The organism is Streptomyces durmitorensis (assembly GCF_023498005.1).
Classification (GTDB): domain Bacteria; phylum Actinomycetota; class Actinomycetes; order Streptomycetales; family Streptomycetaceae; genus Streptomyces; species Streptomyces durmitorensis.
On sequence record NZ_CP097289.1, the window covers coordinates 9,500,199 to 9,516,075 of the forward strand.

The 15,877-nt window shown below is 69.8% G+C and carries 13 protein-coding genes and 2 pseudogenes; 7 read left to right on the forward strand and 8 right to left on the reverse strand.

Annotation, left to right across the window (positions count from 1 at the left end):
• The first annotated feature begins 31 nt into the window (after positions 1–31).
• The gene (locus M4V62_RS42065) at positions 32–1,069 is read left to right on the forward strand and encodes an MASE1 domain-containing protein (protein ID WP_249592471.1); all 1,038 of its coding nucleotides are present in this window, start codon (positions 32–34) and stop codon (positions 1,067–1,069) included.
• Positions 1,070–1,143: 74 nt separating this feature from the next.
• Positions 1,144–2,037 (forward strand): NAD-dependent protein deacetylase, encoded by an 894-nt coding sequence (locus M4V62_RS42070; protein WP_249592472.1) that lies wholly within the window; start codon positions 1,144–1,146, stop codon positions 2,035–2,037.
• Between the two features lie 12 nt (positions 2,038–2,049).
• On the opposite strand, the gene pepE is transcribed toward M4V62_RS42070, so the two are convergent.
• Together pepE and M4V62_RS42080 are read right to left on the reverse strand one after the other, a co-directional pair.
• Positions 2,050–2,793 (reverse strand): dipeptidase PepE, encoded by a 744-nt coding sequence (gene pepE / locus M4V62_RS42075; RefSeq protein WP_249592473.1) that lies wholly within the window; start codon positions 2,791–2,793, stop codon positions 2,050–2,052.
• A 97-nt stretch (positions 2,794–2,890) separates the two neighbouring features.
• On the reverse strand, positions 2,891–3,715 hold the full coding sequence (locus tag M4V62_RS42080; protein WP_249592474.1) for an IclR family transcriptional regulator: 825 nt from the start codon (positions 3,713–3,715) through the stop codon (positions 2,891–2,893).
• Between the two features lie 198 nt (positions 3,716–3,913).
• Here M4V62_RS42080 and M4V62_RS42085 point away from each other — a divergent pair, with 198 nt between their 5' ends.
• The 4 genes from M4V62_RS42085 to M4V62_RS42100 all read left to right on the forward strand — a co-directional run bounded on the left by M4V62_RS42085 (position 3,914) and on the right by M4V62_RS42100 (position 9,081).
• Positions 3,914–4,867: a DUF1177 domain-containing protein gene (locus tag M4V62_RS42085; protein WP_249592475.1), complete on the forward strand. Its 954-nt coding sequence runs from the start codon at positions 3,914–3,916 to the stop codon at positions 4,865–4,867.
• Entirely contained in the window at positions 4,867–6,246 is a 1,380-nt protein-coding gene (locus M4V62_RS42090) for a cytosine permease (RefSeq protein ID WP_249592476.1), read from the forward strand. The genes M4V62_RS42085 and M4V62_RS42090 overlap by 1 nt, the downstream gene beginning before the upstream one ends.
• Complete coding sequence (locus M4V62_RS42095; RefSeq protein ID WP_249592477.1) at positions 6,243–7,610, forward strand: M20/M25/M40 family metallo-hydrolase; 1,368 nt, start codon at positions 6,243–6,245, stop codon at positions 7,608–7,610. The genes M4V62_RS42090 and M4V62_RS42095 overlap by 4 nt, the downstream gene beginning before the upstream one ends.
• A gap of 178 nt (positions 7,611–7,788) precedes the next feature.
• On the forward strand, positions 7,789–9,081 hold the full coding sequence (locus M4V62_RS42100; RefSeq protein WP_249592478.1) for an ATP-binding protein: 1,293 nt from the start codon (positions 7,789–7,791) through the stop codon (positions 9,079–9,081).
• Between the two features lie 72 nt (positions 9,082–9,153).
• On the opposite strand, the gene M4V62_RS42105 is transcribed toward M4V62_RS42100, so the two are convergent.
• From M4V62_RS42105 to M4V62_RS42130, 6 genes and pseudogenes are all read right to left on the reverse strand, one after another.
• Positions 9,154–10,917 carry a ThuA domain-containing protein gene (locus M4V62_RS42105; protein WP_249593224.1) on the reverse strand — a complete coding sequence of 588 codons (1,764 nt, stop codon included), beginning with the start codon at positions 10,915–10,917 and terminating at the stop codon, positions 9,154–9,156.
• A gap of 5 nt (positions 10,918–10,922) precedes the next feature.
• Positions 10,923–11,279, reverse strand: a pseudogene (locus M4V62_RS42110) (carbohydrate-binding protein); the annotation flags it as partial.
• 331 nt (positions 11,280–11,610) lie between these two features.
• Positions 11,611–11,799, reverse strand: coding sequence for a hypothetical protein (locus M4V62_RS42115; protein ID WP_249592479.1), 189 nt, complete (start codon positions 11,797–11,799; stop codon positions 11,611–11,613).
• Positions 11,800–11,968: 169 nt separating this feature from the next.
• Complete coding sequence (locus M4V62_RS42120) at positions 11,969–13,384, reverse strand: YVTN family beta-propeller repeat protein (RefSeq protein WP_249592480.1); 1,416 nt, start codon at positions 13,382–13,384, stop codon at positions 11,969–11,971.
• A gap of 340 nt (positions 13,385–13,724) precedes the next feature.
• Positions 13,725–15,263, reverse strand: a complete 1,539-nt coding sequence (locus M4V62_RS42125) for an alpha/beta fold hydrolase (RefSeq protein WP_249592481.1) — start codon at positions 15,261–15,263, stop codon at positions 13,725–13,727.
• A gap of 117 nt (positions 15,264–15,380) precedes the next feature.
• Positions 15,381–15,458, reverse strand: a pseudogene (locus M4V62_RS42130) (beta-ketoacyl-ACP reductase); the annotation flags it as partial.
• Between the two features lie 106 nt (positions 15,459–15,564).
• On the opposite strand from M4V62_RS42130, the gene M4V62_RS42135 reads away from it, so the two are divergent.
• A complete protein-coding gene (locus M4V62_RS42135) occupies positions 15,565–15,789 on the forward strand; it encodes a hypothetical protein (protein WP_249592482.1) in 225 nt (74 codons plus the stop codon).
• Positions 15,790–15,877: the final 88 nt, after the last annotated feature.

A 15,877-nucleotide genomic window follows, 5' to 3' on the forward strand; every position in this document is an offset into this window, starting at 1 on the left:
CGCATGGCCGAAATGGTCCGCGCGGTGTCTGATGGCTGCTGTGTTGGTGACCCGGCGGTTCCGGCTGTCCTTGGAGGTAGTCCTCAAGACACTGGCTGTTGCCGCCTGCTACTACGTGGCCGGGCGGCTGGGCCTGCTCGGTCGACTCACCGTCGAGGGAGTGATCGTCACCCCCATCTGGCCGCCCACGGGCCTCGCCGTTGCCGCACTGCTTGTCTACGGCGTGTCGGTCTGGCCCGGGATCGCCATCGGGTCGTTCCTCGTCATCGCGTCGCTCGCCACCCCGCAGCCCGCCACATTCATCACCGTCGCGGGCAACACCATCGCCCCGCTCTGCGCCTATCTGATGCTGCGAGCGGTCGGTTTCCGGCTCGGGATCTCGCGTGTGCGGGACGGCCTCGCCCTGGTCTTCCTCGGAGGGCTCGGCGCCATGCTGATCAGTGCCACGGCGGGGGTCGGGCCGCAGGTGGTGACCGGTGGACTGGCGACGGGGAAGTTCTGGTCCGTATGGCTGGCCTGGTGGGTGGGTGATGCGATGGGCGTCCTGCTCATCACACCGCTCCTGCTCGTCCTGGCGGGAGCCGCCGGACCACTGAAACTGAGGCGCTGGAAGGAAATGGTGTGCCTCGGCCTCGTGGCCGTGATCGTCGTGCCCGTGGCCGTGCTCGGCGAATTGAGCCTGCTTTTCCTCGTCTTTCCGCTGCTCATCTGGGCGGCGCTGCGCTTCCAGCTGGCCGGGAGCATGCTGTGCGCGCTGTTCGCGTCCGTGCTCACCACGTTCGAGGCGAATACGCAGCAAGGCGCCTTCCTCCACCTGTCGGCCATCGAGGTCATGACCAAACTCCAGGCATTCAACGGTGCCGCCGCGCTGACGGCGCTCTTGCTGTCCGCCATGGTCGCCGAACAGCGCGCCACCCGACGATCGGTGCAGAGCGCCTGCCGGGAACTCGCCGAGGTACTGGAGCACCTCGCCGCGGGGGAATCCCCACCCGAACTGTCCGCCAAGGAAGCCACCGGCGCCCGCACGGCCGACAGGGCGTCGGGGACCCGCCGCGACCAAGAAAAGTAGCCGGGTCCGCTCCTGAGGCATCCGCTGCCGGCATGGCCGGGGTGCGCGGGCGCCCGCCACGTACGCTGGCAGCTATGCGGATGCGCCCCACACTGACCTGGGAGCCCACTGGCGGCCTGCTCCCGGCCGTGACCGACCTCGCGCCTGTCGTCGAGGCGGTGCGCGGGGGAGGAGTCGCCGTGCTGAGCGGGGCCGGGCTCTCCACCGAGTCAGGTATCCCGGACTACCGAGGGGAGAACGGTTCCCTGCGTCGGCACACCCCCATGACGTACCAGGAGTTCGTCGGCGCCGAGCAGGCCCGGCAACGGTACTGGGCCCGCAGCCAGCTGGGGTGGAGGGCCATGACGCGGGCCCGCCCGAATGCCGGTCATCGTGCTGTGACCGCCTTGCTCGACGCAGGCCTGCTCACCGGCGTGATCACACAGAACGTCGACGGGCTGCAGCAGTCCGCCGGGGCCCGGGACGTCATCGAGCTCCATGGGAGCCTGAGCAGGGTCGTGTGCCTGGCCTGCGGGCAGAGCAGCTCCCGTTCAGAACTCGACCACCGACTGCGTGAGGCCAATCCGCGGTTCGAGGATGACGCCGAGCGGCACCGAGCGGCGCGGGTCAATCCGGACGGTGACGTGGAACTGCCCGACGAGGCGGTCCGTGAGTTCCGGGTGGTGGCGTGTTCGGCCTGTGGCAACGGGGTTCTCAAGCCCGATGTCGTGTTCTTCGGAGAGAACGTGCCTCCCGAGCGCGTTGCGGCGTGCCGGGACCTCGTCGAGGAAGCCGCCGTTCTGCTCGTGCTCGGCTCCTCCCTCACCGTCATGTCCGGGCTGCGCTTCGTGCGTCAGGCGGCACAGTCCGGCACGCCGGTCCTGATCGTCAATCAGGGGCCGACCCGAGGTGACCGTTGGGCCACGCAGCGCGTCGCACTGCCCCTCGGAGAGGCGCTGCCCGCCCTGGTGGCCCAGGTGTGTCCCTGAGGCCGAGAGGGCTCAGGCATGGGTGGCCACGGTGTCGAAGTGGGCCTGTGCGGTGAGGAGTTCGGACGCATCGGAGCCGGTGGGGAGTTCGCGCGGGCGTGTGCCGCGGGTGAAGAGGCGGGCCGGGTTCTCGCCGCCGAGCGTGGCGCGGTCCTCCTGCACGCGAAGCCAGGATCCCTCCCGCAGGCCGAGCACGGGGACGTCGTTCTCCTCGAGGAACTCGGTGAGACGCTCCTCGCGCGTCTCTCCCTTGTGAGTGGAGGCCGGGTCCGGGTCGAGGAAATGCGGGTTGATCTGGAAGGGGACGAGGCCAAGGCACGCGAAGGACGGGGGCTGCACGATGGGCATGTCGTTGGTGGTGCGCAGGGTGGGAGCGGCCATGTTCGTGCCGGCGCTGGCGCCCATGTAGGGCAGCCCGGCACGTACGGCATCACGCAGGGCGTCGCGCAGTCCGGTCCGGTACAGCGCGCTCAGCAGGCGGAAGGAGTTGCCGCCGCCGACGAAGACCGCGTCGGCCTGTGCGAGTGAGGACAGCGGGGCGCCGTCCTCGTGCACGCCGCGGACGTCGATGCCGCACGGGGCGAGCGCGTCGCGGACCTTGGCCGTGTAGGCGTCGTGGTCGGCGAGGGCGTAGGGGACGAAGGCGAGGCGGGCGCGCTCGGGGAGGAATCCGGTGACGGTGTCGAGGGCGTGGGCGAGGTAGCCGCGGCCGTGCTGGGTGGAGTTGGAGAGCAGCAGCAGGTTCGTCCGGGTCAACTCAGGCTCCTTGCGGGGTATTTCGGCATTGGGGTGGTGGGTTGCTCGCGTGACGTGGGTGGTGGCGGCGGCGGGTGGCCGTCGTGCGGCGTCTCGCTCAGGCGGTGTCGCCGCGCGGGCGCCGGGTGCGTTGCGGCGGGTGGGTGAGGCGCTTCTCCAGGAGCTGGGCGGCCCGGCGGAGGGCATCGAGGCGACCGTCGGGGCCTTCGGGGAAGCGCTCCTTGGCTGCGCCGAGGCTGAGGCTTCCGTACGGTTCGCGGCCCAGGAAGACCGGTACGGCGACGGTGCCGATCCCGGCGTCGTACTCGCCGACGGTCCAGGCGTACCCCTGCGCGCGGATCCGCAGGAACTCGCGCTCCAGGACGTCCGGGTCGGTGACCGTGCGGTCGGTGAAGCGGGCCATGGGGCGCCCGCGGAAGAGTCGGTTGCGCTGCTCGTCGGGCAGGAAGGCGTAGTACGACTTGCTGGTGGCACCGGCGTGCGCCGGATACAGCTCGCCGACCAGCGGGTAGTAGCGCAGCGGCCCCTCCTCGCCCTCGACGGCGGCGACGCAGCGCATGTGGAAGCTGTCGGGCAGGCAGAACAGGACGGTGTCGCCGGTGGCGGCGCGCAGCTCGTCCAGGACGGGCCCGGCGAGGAGTTCCAGGGACCCGGAGCGTTCCCAGAGGCGGCCGAGGCGCAGTACGGCGGGGCCGATCCGGTAGCGGCGGGTGACCGGGTCGGAGACCAGGAAGCCGCGGCCGGCGAGGGTGGAGAGCAGCCGCTGGGCGACGGAGGTGTCCCAGCCGAACTCGGCGGCGACCTCGGTCACGCCCCAGTCCGGCCGGGTCCGCTCGAAGGCGAGCAGCACGAGCAGGGCGCGGTCGACGGTCTGCAGGGCGCCGGCCGGGGTCTTCCGGTCGAGCGGGATGTCCTGGGGCATCGGCGGTCGCTCCTGGTGGGCGGCGGAGGGGGGCATGCGGGCCCGGTACGGGTGTGTGCGGGGTCGGGCATCTCACCATGCAGACCCTTATTGCAGATAACGGGAAAGCATTGCCCACAACGCTAACGCATCCCGACTCTGGTCTCCGTACCGGTGCGGGGCCACCCGCCCGGCGTGCACGATCAGGAGAGGTCGCCCATGTTGAAGTACGTCCTGGCCATCATGGATCTGCTGGATGATCCGGACGCCGACGGCAAGCGTGCCGTCGCGTACCTCGACTCGGCCGCGGGTCCAGGGGGGTCGGGCGTCGAGGTCACCACGGTCACCGGCGAGCGCGGCTCCACGGACTTCGTGCGCGTCCGGATCCCGGGGCGCTCGGGCCGTGCGGCAGGCGGCCCGGCCCGCACGCTCGGCGTCGTCGGCAGGCTCGGCGGCGTAGGCGCCCGGCCGGAGATCGCGGGCCTGGTCTCCGACGCGGACGGTGCCGTGGCCGCCCTGTCGGCCGCGGCCAAGCTGCTCGACATGCGCCGCCGCGGCGACGTGCTGGAGGGCGACGTCGTGATCGCCACCCACATCTGCCCCGACGCCCCCACCGCGCCGCACGCCCCGGTCCCGTTCATGGACTCGCCGGTCGACATCGCCACCATGAACCGGCACGAGGTGACGGACGAGATGGAGGCCGTGCTCTCCATCGACACCACCAAGGGCAACCGGATCATCAACCACAAGGGCCTGGCCCTCTCGCCCACCGTCAAGGAGGGCTGGGTGCTGCGGGTCAGTGAGCAGCTCGGCGAGCTGCTCGCTGTGGTGACCGGTGAGCCGTTGGTCACATATCCCGTGACGAACCAGGACATCACGCCCTACGGTAACGGTGTACACCACATCAATTCGATCCTGCAGCCGGCCACCGCGACCTCAGCCCCGGTGGTGGGCCTCGCGGTCACCTCGGCCGCGGCGGTCCCCGGCTGCCAGACGGGCGCGAGTCACGAGACCGACATCGCGGCCGCAGCCCGGTTCGCCGTCGAGACCGCGAAGGCCTTCGGCGGCGGCCGACTCGACTTCCACGATGTGGCGGAGTTCGACAACCTCGTCAACCGGTACGGCTCGCTGGCGCACCTGCAGACCTTCGGCCACGCATCCAGGGAGTCGTGATGGCAGCCCCCTCCGCCGCCGAAACGGGCGGCAAGCAGATCGGCAGCGACGACTACGCGCTGTCCCGCGTCCCGCGCGACAAGCGCCTCGGCTTCTGGACGATGCTGCTCCAGTGGCTCGCCCAGTCCGGCTCGATCTCCCAGTTCACGCTGGGCGCCACCATCGGCGTCGGCATGACCTTCGGGGACGCGTTCCTCGCCTTCACACTCGGTGCGGTCGTGCTCGAGGTCGTGATCTTCGCGATCGGCCTCGCGGGGATGCGCGAGGGCCTTGCCACTCCGCTCCTGACCCGCTGGGTGGGCTTCGGGCGCAACGGATCCGCGCTGGTCAGCTTCGTGATCGCGGTCAGCCTCGTCGGCTGGTTCGGCGTGCAGAACTCGATCTTCGGGAACAGTGTGTCGGCCCTGGTGGGCGGAGCCTCGTGGCTGTGGTGCGTCGTCGCCGGCGTGGCCATCACCGCCCTGGTCATCTTCGGCTTCAAGTACATGGCGATCTTCGCCAAGATCGTGACACCGCTGTTCTTCGCCATGGTCGCCTGGTCGGTGACCGACGCCCTCATGGACCACTCCGTCGCCGACCTCGTCAGCGCGCCCCCGCCCGGTGAGACCATCCCGCTCGCCGTCGCCGCCACGGCCATCGCGGGCGGCTTCATGACCGGTGCGATCGTCGCCCCCGAGATGACCCGCTACAACAAGAAGGGCTCGCACGTCTTTCTGCAGAGCGCCTCGTCGATGATCCTCTCCGAGTACATCGTCGGCATGACAGGCGTGCTGCTCGGCCACATGGTCAAGAGCAGCGAGGTCTCGCACATCGTGCTCTCCACCTCGGGCGCCTTCGGTGTCCTGGTCGTCCTCATGTCGACGGCGAAGATCAACGACTGGAACCTGTACGGCTCTTCCCTCGGCGTCGTCAACTTCTTCCAGGTCGTCTTCGGCAAGCGTCTGCACCGCGGAGTCGTCACCATCATGCTCGGCCTGGCCGGCACGCTGCTGTCGGCGGTCGGCATCATGACCCACTTCACCGAGTTCCTGTCGGTGCTCGGCGTGGCCATCCCGCCCATCGGCGGCATCATCGTCGCGGAGTACTGGGTGGTGCGGCGGATGTGCAAGCCCCTCGACGACACCCGCGCGGCCCAGACCCTGCCCACCACCTCGCCGACCTGGGTGCCGATGTCACTGGTGATCTGGGCACTGGCCTTCTGCGTCGGCAAGTTCTACGACGGCGGCATCCCCGCCCTGAACTCGCTCGCCACCGCGTTCATCCTCTACTCCGTGCTCGGTCTGCTCGGCTGGATCAGGACGTACGGCACCACGACCCTGGACGACGAGGCCACACCCGCCCCCGCCGACCGCACGCCCGACACCGTAGGAGCGGCATGAGCAACCCCGACACCCCTGTTCCCGGCGCGGCCTTGAGCACCACCCCGGCCTCCGACGAGGCGCAGACAGAGGTCGTCGATCTCTGCGCCGAGCTGATCCGCTTCGACACCTCCAACCCCACCAGCGACGAACGGGCCTGCGCCGACTGGGTCGTGGCGCGCCTGTCCGAGGCGGGCATCGAATCGACGCTCGTCGAGAGCGCACCGGGACGGGCCAACGTAATCGCCCGCATCCCCGGCACGGATCCCACCAGGGGCGCCCTCCTCGTCCACGGCCACCTCGACGTCGTACCGGCCGATGCGACCGAATGGCAGGTGCCGCCCTTCTCCGGTGAAATCCACGACGGGTACCTGTGGGGCCGCGGCGCGATCGACATGAAGGACACGGTGGCCGTGATGCTGGCCACCGCGCGGCACTTCGCGCGCACCGGAACCCGGCCGGCCCGCGAGATCGTGCTCGCCTTCCTCGCCGACGAGGAGGCGGGCGGCAAGTTCGGCGCGCACTGGCTGGTCGAGCACCGGCCCGAGCTGTTCGCGGGCGTCACCGAGGCGATCGGCGAGGGCGGCGGCTTCAGCTACGCCCTCGACGACACGCGGCGCCTCTACCCGATCGAGAACGCCCAGCGCGGCATGGCCTGGATGGAGCTCACGGCGAACGGCCGTGCCGGGCACGGATCCTCGCCCAACGACGAGAACGCGGTCACCGACCTCGCCGAGTCGCTGACCCGCATCGGCCGGCACAGCCACCCGGTGCGGCTGATCGAGCCGGTGCGCGCCCTGCTCGCCAAGGCAGCCGAACTCCTGGGTGTGGAGATCGACTTCGAGGTGCTCGGCACCCTGGACCAGGAGGCCGTCGACAAGGAACTGGCCAAGCTCGGTCATGTCGCCGACTTCATGCAGGTGGTGCTCCGCAACTCGGCGAACCCCACCATGTTCTCGGCCGGCTATCAGACGAACGTCATCCCCGGGAAGGCGACGGCCCGCGTGGACGGCCGCTTCCTGCCCGGTCACGAGCAGGAACTCATCGACACCATCGACGCGCTGCTGCTGCCCTCCGTCTCCCGCCAGTGGGTCAATCACGACATCGCCATGGAAACCTCCTTCGACGGCCCGCTCGTCGACGCCATGTGCGCGGCCGTGCGCGCCGAGGACCCGGACGGGCACCCGGTGCCGTACTGCAACCCGGGCGGCACCGACGCGAAGGCCTTCACCAAGCTGGACATCCGGTGCTTCGGCTTCAAGGGCCTGAAACTGCCGCACGATCTGGACTACGGCCGTCTCTTCCACGGCGTCGACGAGCGGGTGCCGCTCGAAGGACTGCGGTTCGGGGTGCGGGTGATGACCCGCCTCTGGCAGAGCTGCTGACCCTCCCGAGCCGGGCCGCTGCCACGCCGACGCCGGGCACGATCGGTGCCGTATGCCCAGTGACGGTTCGTAGCAGTTCCCCTCGCGCCTTGTGCAATGCGGCGCACGACCCGTGATCTCCCGCGCCTCTAGCCTCGCCGCAGCGGTGCGACAACGAGAACGAGCGAGGGGCGGGCCTGTGAACTGGCTGATCCACGACTATCGCGAGAGTGATCTCGCCGCGGTGGTCCACCTGATGGACACCACGGCCGAGCTCGGCCAGGAATCCGTCTTCTCCGTGGCGGAGTGCATCAGTGCCCTGACATCCCGGCAGCCGGGCGTCGTCGCCGTCCACCAGGGCGTACCCATCGGGACGGCGCTCGCATGTGTGGCGGGAGAGCGGGCCTGGGTGATGCGGATCGCGATTGCCCCGGCCTGGCGCGGGCGTGGCCTGGCCAGCGCGCTCCTGGTCGAGCTCGAGCGCCGCCTGGTCGCCGCGCGGGTCGGCCGGATCGCTTATGTCCTGCCGGAGGAGGAATTGTTCGGCGACGGACTCCTCAACGCGGGCTACACCCGCCGTCCTGCTGTGGCCTATTTCGAGAAGGTGGAGCCGGTGCACGGGCCCGCCGCCAGCCTTCTCGACGACCTCGGCGGCCGGCTGCTGCCCGCCGACCTGTGGGACAAGGTCGTCGGCATGGAGCGTGAGAAGGACCTGATCGAACGGCGGATCGTGCTTCCGCTTGCCGAGCCGGAGCGTGCGGCACGACATGGTGTGCGCCCGCCACGGGCGGTGGGTCTGTTCGGCCCGCCGGGCACCGGCAAGACGACCTTCGCGCGCGCCATCGCCTCGCGGCTCGGCTGGCCGTTCGTGGAGATCCTGCCCTCCCGGCTGGCCGACGGAGGCAATCTGGCGGCGGCGCTGCGCTCCGCGTTCGCAGCGATCGCCGAGCTGGAACGGGTGCTGGTCTTCATCGACGAGGTCGAGGAGATCGCCCCGGTCCGCCGGGAACCGGCACAGCCCGGCGGGATGCACGGGGTGACCAACGAACTGCTCAAGCTCATCCCCGGATTCCGGGAGCGCGACGAGCGGCTCCTGGTCTGCGCGACGAACTCGATCCGCTCCCTGGATCCGGCCTTCCTGCGCCCCGGCCGCTTCGACTACCTGATTCCGATCGGTACGCCGGACAAGGCGGCCCGGGCGGCGATCTGGACCCGTTACACCGACGGCCGGCCGGAGGTGAACGTCGACGAACTGGTCGCGGCGAGCGACCTGTTCACGCCCGCCGACATCGAGCATGCCGCCCGGATCGCCGCCCAGAACTCCTTCGAGCGCGATCTGGTCCCGGCCGGCGGGCCGACGGCCGCCCAGGAGCCGATGCCGGGCGCGAGCACGGCGGACTACCTGGAGGCCATCGGCCAGTGCCGTCCTACGGTGACGCCTCAGATGATCAACCAGTTCGAGTCGGACATCACCACACACGCCCGTTTCTGACCGGGCCGCGCGCGCCGCATCCGGTCAGAAACCAACTGAGTTCGGCGCGAGTGTGGCGGGAGACCTGACCGGCTACCGGCGTGCGAAGCGGTTCACCCAGTACGCCGTCCGGTCCAGGTAGGCGGTCTCCGCCGCCTCGCCTGTCTTTCCGTACGCTCCTTCGAAGGTCAGATAGCCGTGACCGGCGGGCGGTGAACTGTCGGCCGGCTCGATGGAACTCCCCTCGTGCCACTCGTTGAAGGACGTCACCGACACCCAGGCGGGCGAGCCGCCGACGGCCGGGTCCAGGGCGTTGTTCCACTGCTTGTCGTACGCCGCGCCGTCCGCGCGGTCGAGCGTGGGAGTCGTGTTGCCCGGGACCGCCCGGTCGTCGATGTAGCCGGGAGCGACCGAAGGGGCCCAGATCAAGTCGTGGGCACGGGCGTAGTCGCCGGCCTGCTTCCAGCCGGGGGCGGTGGCGCCCGCGATCCCGTCGTACGTGTACATCCCCGAAAAGTGGGCGATCTTCGTGGTGTCGGTCGTCTGGGCGAGCACGATGCTGCTGTCCGTCACCTCGTCGAGCGCGGCCCAGTCGGTGATGCGCAGGCTCTCGAAGACATAGAACGCCGGTCTGTCGCCGTGCTCGGCGGACCGGTAGAAGGCGGGGTGGCTGCCGTAGGTGTCGTTGATGTACTGGATGTCGGAAACCGTGGAGGCCGCGGTACGCCCCGCGTACGGCTCCAGGTGCCAGGCCACCTTGATGCCTTCGTCGGCCGCCGCGTCCAGGACGCCCTTGGCGAGCCGGTCCTCGTAACCGTCACGGCCCCACCAGCTGTAGACGATGACCCCGGTGCCGGATTCCTTCACCCACTTCATGTGCTGGGCGACGGCACCCTCCATGTCCCCGGAGTCGTACGGGCCGAGCGCCGGGTAGAAGTCGGTGCCGACGTCGTCGGGCGGGGTGTGACCGCCCTGGGGCCAGTGGCGCCAACTCCCGTTCACGGCAGGGTTTCCGTACCACGGGTAGTAGAAGAGGTGGACGTTCTGCGATCCCTCCGCCGTGCCGCCTCCAGCATCAGGCGCGCAGTCGCCTGGCGCCTGCCCCGCGGCGTAGCGGACCGCGCCGAGCAGCAGGGTGCGGAAGTCGGGGTCGGCGTACGACTCGGCGGTGTGGCCGAGGCCGGTGTAGAAGGAACGGCCCTGGCCCTGCGCGTGGCACCAGGTGATGGGGTGGTCGCCCGCCATCTCCCCGCCTCTGTAGGTCGATTCGTCCAGGCTCTGCAGGACGTGCACGTCGGAGCGGGGGTTGGTGCGGTAGTTGTACCACTCGTCGGTGCGGGTCCAGGTGGCCCTGAGGTGAGAGGTCGCCGGGTGGGTGCGGTCCTCATTGACCACGGTGGCCTGCTGAATGGCGGGATGGCTCTTGAACCAGGCCCCGACGAGCTGTCCGTAGTACGGCCAGTCGTACTCGGTGTCGGCCGCCGCGTGCACCCCGACATAGCCTCCGCCGGAGTCGACGTACGTTTGCAGGGCGTCCTGCTGGGCGCTGTCGAGGACATCGCCCGTGGTACTGAGGAAGACCACGGCCTCGTAGCCGGAGAGGTTGTCCGGGCTGAAGGCCGTGGCGTCCTCGGTGGCCGTGACGGTGAAGCCCTGTTCCTGGCCGAGGCCGCGCAGGGCTTCGATACCGGCCGGGATCGAGTCGTGGCGGAAGCCCGCCGTCTTGGAGAAGACCAGGACGTCAAAGGACGCGGCCTTCGCGGACCCGGTTGCCGTGATCGGCACGGTGAGGACGGCGGCCAGTGCGAGGGCGAGAGCGGCGGGTGCGTGGCGCAGCCGCCTCAGCGCTCTGCTCATGCTGCTCATGGCTGACGTCCCTTCAACGCGGCGGTGGCGAGGGTGAACGCGTCGACGTCGAAGAGGTTGCCCTGACCGCTCGGCCTCTTGAAGACCAGCACGAGTTCCGTGGTTCCCGACGGCGCTCCGGACAGGTTCGCCGTCACGTCCTGGTAGTTCTCCCAGCCGCCCGTCACGGGCACGGCCACCGAGCCGAGCCGCGTCCCGGTCGGTGAATCGGCGCGGATCTCGATCGTGCCCCGGGCGCCGCCCGAGGCGATGCGGGCGGTGAACGACTTCGCGTCGGCGAGGGCGTAGGGCTTGAAGGAGATCAAGTCGCCGTCGTCGGTGAAGCCGACGGTGTTGGCGCCTTCCCCGCGCCCGCGGGGGAGGCGGCGGTGGCGGTGAGCCCGGAGAGTATGAGTGCGAGCGCGGCGAGCAACGTGAGCCCTGGACGAGGGCGTGGGGACATGGGGCATCCTCCTGACGCTTGGGGGTGTGTCAGGCAGGGCGCGCGCCGGCCGCGCTTGCTGCGGTGGTCGAAAGCTGGTGAGCGCGGACTGACGTGCGGATCGAAGCACGAACTGACGGGCCGATGCATGCATGAATTGCGCGTTCGGCACAGGAAATTACGCAGAAGTGCGAGCGCTTTGCATCCTGGCGACCGCTCCCCAATATGTTAAGGCCCTGTCAAAATGCACTCCCCGACGACACTCAGCGCCGGCGCCCGCGTCCCCGTCCGCGTGCGGACCACCCCGACCCCATGCCGCCCGAGTGCAGAGCGAGCAGGGCAAGGCCGACCAGCATGAGACTCGTCGGGCTGAAGACGGCTTCGGTCGACGTCTCGGTCGCGTGGATGATGAAGGCGATGACGAACAGCACGGCCGCCGCGAATGCCAGCATCTGTCTTCTCCTGCCGATGAACGGCGCGCCACCGGCGGTTCCGGTGGCTGCGCCGATCGTCGACGAGTGCCCCGCTCATCACTGATCACGCCTGCACGGGTTGCGTCTTGCGGTCCCGCGAGGTGGTCGCCGTGCCGCTGCCCTCCGTGGGATCACCGCAGGTGCGGCATCAGGGGCAGGTGACGAGGATGACGGAGACAGCGGTGCAGGTGACGGCCGCGCTGTCGTTGGCGGGGTGGGTGTCGGTGGGAGCGGAGGCGGTGCGCAGGCCGGTGACCTTGACCTTGCCGAGGGTCAGCAGGTGCAGCGGGACACGGAAGGTCTTGTTCACGCTCGCGTCGTCGGCGATGGCTCCGTAGGCGCAGGTCACCGTGGAGGCGGCGACGGTGCATCCGGCGGAGAGGTTCGTGGCGGAGGCACCCGGCGGGAGCGCGGCGGTCAGGGTCGCGGAAGTGACGGCGTCGGGGCCGGTGTTGTGCGCGGTGAGGGTGTAACTCAGGTAAGGCACCAGGAGGCCAAGGTTCGGCTTGGCGGTGAAGTTCACGTCGATGTCCGCCTCCTGCGCCGTTGGCGGCGCGGGAACGAAGGCGATGCCGTAAGGGCTGTTGAACCCGCTGATGGTGGCAGTGACGGCGTTGGTCGCGGTGTCGATCACCGAGACGGTGTCGTCAGCCCGGTTGGTGGCGTAGACGGCCGTGCCGGACGGGTTCACCTCGACCTTGGCCGGGCTGTCGCCGACCGGGACGGTCGCCGTCACGGTACTGGTCGCCGTGTTGATCACCTTCACGTCGTCGCTGCCGGTGCTGGTGACGTAGGCCCGCGTGCCGGAGGGGCTGAACGCGACGCCGTTCGGTCCGGCTCCGACCGGGACGGTGGCGCTGACCGTGTTGGTCGCGGTGTCGATGACCGAGACCGTGGTCCCGTCGTTGTTGGTGACGTACGCGGTGGTCCCTGACGGGCTGACCGCCACTCCGGAGGGCCCGTCCCCGACCGGGACGGTGGCGCTGACGGTATTGGCCGCTGTGTTGATGACCGAGACCGTGTCGTCTCCGTTGTTCGTCACGTAGGCGGTGGTGCCCGACGGGTTCACCGCTGTCCCGTTCGGCCCGGCTCCGACCGGGACGGTGGCGCTGACCGTGTTGGTCGCGGTGTTGATGACCGAGACGGTGGAGTCGGAGAGGTTCGTGACATACGCGCGGTTCCCGGACGGGGTGAACGCCACGGTGAGGGGGTTGCTGCCGACGGGGATGGTCGCGGTGACCGCGTCGGTCCCGGTGTCGAACGCCGAGACGGTGCCGTCGTCGAAGTTGGTGACGTACGCCTGCGTGTCAGCCGGGTTGACCGCCACGCCGGTGGGATTGCTGCCGACACTGATGCTGCCGGTGATGGTGTTGGTGCTCGTATCGATCACCGAGACGTCGTCACCACCAAAGTTGGAGACATACGCCTTCGGGCCGACATCGGCGTGAGCGGGCTCGGTGAGCGCCGCCACGCCCGTCAGTGCCAGCGTGCCGGCGGCAGCAAGCGAGGTCAGGCGGCGTCGGCGGGACTGGGTGCGGCGGGGTCTGGAGAGTGCAGAAATCAAGGGACTTCCCCCTTATCGGTTCCGCACCCTGACGGCAGATCCGAAGGACCCCGGGAACCGGCAGCGGTGCGGTGGCGCAGGCCCCACCACCGGCGGTCCACTCAACCACCGAGCGCCCGGGCCCCGTACATCGCGCACCACCGTGGCAAGAACAGGGCCACGACAGCCTTACCCCGCGCGCACACCGGCAGAGTCGGCGGCCGGCGAAGTCATGAGAATCATCCCGCTCCCTCACCGGCCTCGGAGCGGAACCTCACAGTCGTCCGCATTCAGTCAAAAGCTGACCGCCCGGCGTCTTGACGCCACGTCGTCGGCGTGGAACCCCCCGGGGAAACAGCGCCTAGGCCGGGCAGGACACGTCGCGCACGGGCAGTCGGCCGTCTGCCAGATAGGCGTTGACCTGCGCGTCCGCGCACCTGTTGCCGTACTCGCCGTAGACCCCGTGCTGGTTGGCCCCGAACAGGGTCACCAGGCGAGAACGGGACCACCGGTCGCGCACCTGGCGCGCGCCGGAGTAGGTGGTACGGGTGTCGCCCGTGGCATTGACCAACAGGGCCGGCACGTCGTTGTCGACCACCGTCGGCGCCTCCGCCGGACCGTCCCAGAATTCGCACGCTGTGATGTTGTACGAGAGCGGGGCGGCGAAGGGGTGCTTCTTGCGGCCGGCCTGGATGTCACGCCAGTAGGTCTCGGTCCCGCGCTGCGTCGCGACATCTCCGCACAGGATGGCGGCCTGCGCGCTGCCCTGCTGAGAACCGGCCTTGGTGGTCATGGCCGCCAGAAGCGCGGACAACCCCGCTCCGGGCTCGACGTGTTGACCGTCGGCGGCGCGCGCGAGGGTTCGGGTCGCGGTGGCCAGCTCGGCCCGAGGCTTGTCCAGATCGCTGCCCAGGCCGCTGAAGTAGACGAGGGGAACGAAGTGTTCGTCGACCCGGAAGTCACCGACCCGTAGAGGCTTTGCGGCCGCGGCCCGCTGGATGCCGCGCACGGTGGTCAGCACGGCGTCGGCGGTGCGGCCCAGGGCGTAGGTGTCGTGCCGGGCTGCGGTCCAGGCTGCCCAGGCGTGCAGCGCGCGTTCGTTGGCTCCCGTGGAGTCGGCGAGCAGCGTCTGGGTGTACCGGGCGGGGTCGATGACACCGTCCAGCACCATGCGGTCGGTGCGGCCGGGGAACAGCTCGGTGTAGACCTGACCGAGGTAGGTGCCGTACGAGTAGCCGAGGTAGGAGATCCGCTGTGCGCCCAGCGCGGCTCGGACGACGTCCATGTCCCGGGCGGTGTTGCGTGTGCTGACATGGGGCAGCACATCTGCGTTCGTCTCTCGGCACCGCTCGGCCAGGTCGCGCTGACGGGCGACGGAGTGCTTGAACCCGGCCCGTCCTTCACCGGCCGAGAAGACCGTGGAACCGACGTCCCAGCCGCAGTCCAGCGGCGTGGAGCGGCCGACGAAACGCGGGTCCACGCCGATGAGGTCGTACTTCTTCGCCACCTTCCCCATGGCCGCGCCGACCGTGAGCGGCATGTCGAGGCTTGGCCCGCCAGGGCCTCCGTTGTTGAGCAGGAGTGGGCCGACCCGGTGCGCCGGATCGGTGGCGCGTAGCCGGGAGATGGCGACGGTGAGGGTTCGGCCGCCGGGGTCGGTGTAGTCGAGCGGCACGGTGAGGTCGGCGCACTGGGCGCCCGCGGCGTCTAACTTGTTTCCGGTGGTGTCGTCGGGGCCCAGGGTGCAGTCGTGCCAGTCGACGTCCTGGTCGAGGTATTGCGCGAGCCCCGACGGCTCCTTGGCTGCAACTGAGGCCGTGACGGGTGACGTTCCCGCTGCCACGGCGGCCAGCATCACGACACCGGCAACGGCTGCTTGTCCACTTCTGGTCATCTGCATGTACCGCACGCTAGGCGCGTCGTCGCCCGGTATCGCTGCGGGCACCCCCCGATTCGTGCCTAGGGATAGCCCTACCGCGGGGTGGTGGCACGGGGAGCCTCGGCCCCGCGGATTCCGTCAGTGCCCCATGCCTCCGCCACCGTCCACGGGTACGACAGCTCCGGTGATGTAACTGGCATCGGGGGACGCGAGAAAGGCGAAGCCCAGGATGGCGAACAGGACGGAGCGGGACATGGGGGATCCCGTTCTGAAAGCGCCGCAGAGATGGTGAGTTGATGCAGGTCAAAGGGTAGATCCGGGCATGCCGGCGCACGTCAGCTGCCTGCTGATGATCGCTGCCGAATCCAGCACGGCCCCCGCCAAGCGGTTTCGGACCGTGGGACTGCGCATCTGGCTGTGTGCGGCGAGAAGGCTGACCGCACCGGCCACGGTCGAGCCCCGCCAGACCGGTGCCGCGATCGCGTCCTTGCCGTGCAGGGGAGACGGGCCGACGGCGTATCCGTCCTGGCGGATGCGGGCGAGCTGAGGCCGTGCCGCGGTGACGTCCCCGAGGCAGGCCAGGATGGCCCACCCCGGAGGGTCTGTATCGAGCGGAGCACGCCACAAGGCCTGAA

Bases quoted from the DNA above. Each gene is read 5' to 3' on its own strand.
- M4V62_RS42065 (WP_249592471.1), top strand. From the start codon at position 32: ATGGCTGCTGTGTTGGTGACCCGGCGGTTCCGGCTGTCCTTGGAGGTA.
- M4V62_RS42070 (WP_249592472.1), top strand. From the start codon at position 1,144: ATGCGGATGCGCCCCACACTGACCTGGGAGCCCACTGGCGGCCTGCTC.
- M4V62_RS42080 (WP_249592474.1), bottom strand. From the start codon at position 3,715: ATGCCCCAGGACATCCCGCTCGACCGGAAGACCCCGGCCGGCGCCCTG.
- M4V62_RS42085 (WP_249592475.1), top strand. From the start codon at position 3,914: ATGTTGAAGTACGTCCTGGCCATCATGGATCTGCTGGATGATCCGGAC.
- M4V62_RS42090 (WP_249592476.1), top strand. From the start codon at position 4,867: ATGGCAGCCCCCTCCGCCGCCGAAACGGGCGGCAAGCAGATCGGCAGC.
- M4V62_RS42095 (WP_249592477.1), top strand. From the start codon at position 6,243: ATGAGCAACCCCGACACCCCTGTTCCCGGCGCGGCCTTGAGCACCACC.
- M4V62_RS42105 (WP_249593224.1), bottom strand. From the start codon at position 10,917: ATGAGCAGAGCGCTGAGGCGGCTGCGCCACGCACCCGCCGCTCTCGCC.
- M4V62_RS42115 (WP_249592479.1), bottom strand. From the start codon at position 11,799: ATGCTGGCATTCGCGGCGGCCGTGCTGTTCGTCATCGCCTTCATCATC.
- M4V62_RS42125 (WP_249592481.1), bottom strand. From the start codon at position 15,263: ATGCAGATGACCAGAAGTGGACAAGCAGCCGTTGCCGGTGTCGTGATG.
- M4V62_RS42135 (WP_249592482.1), top strand. From the start codon at position 15,565: ATGCCGGCGCACGTCAGCTGCCTGCTGATGATCGCTGCCGAATCCAGC.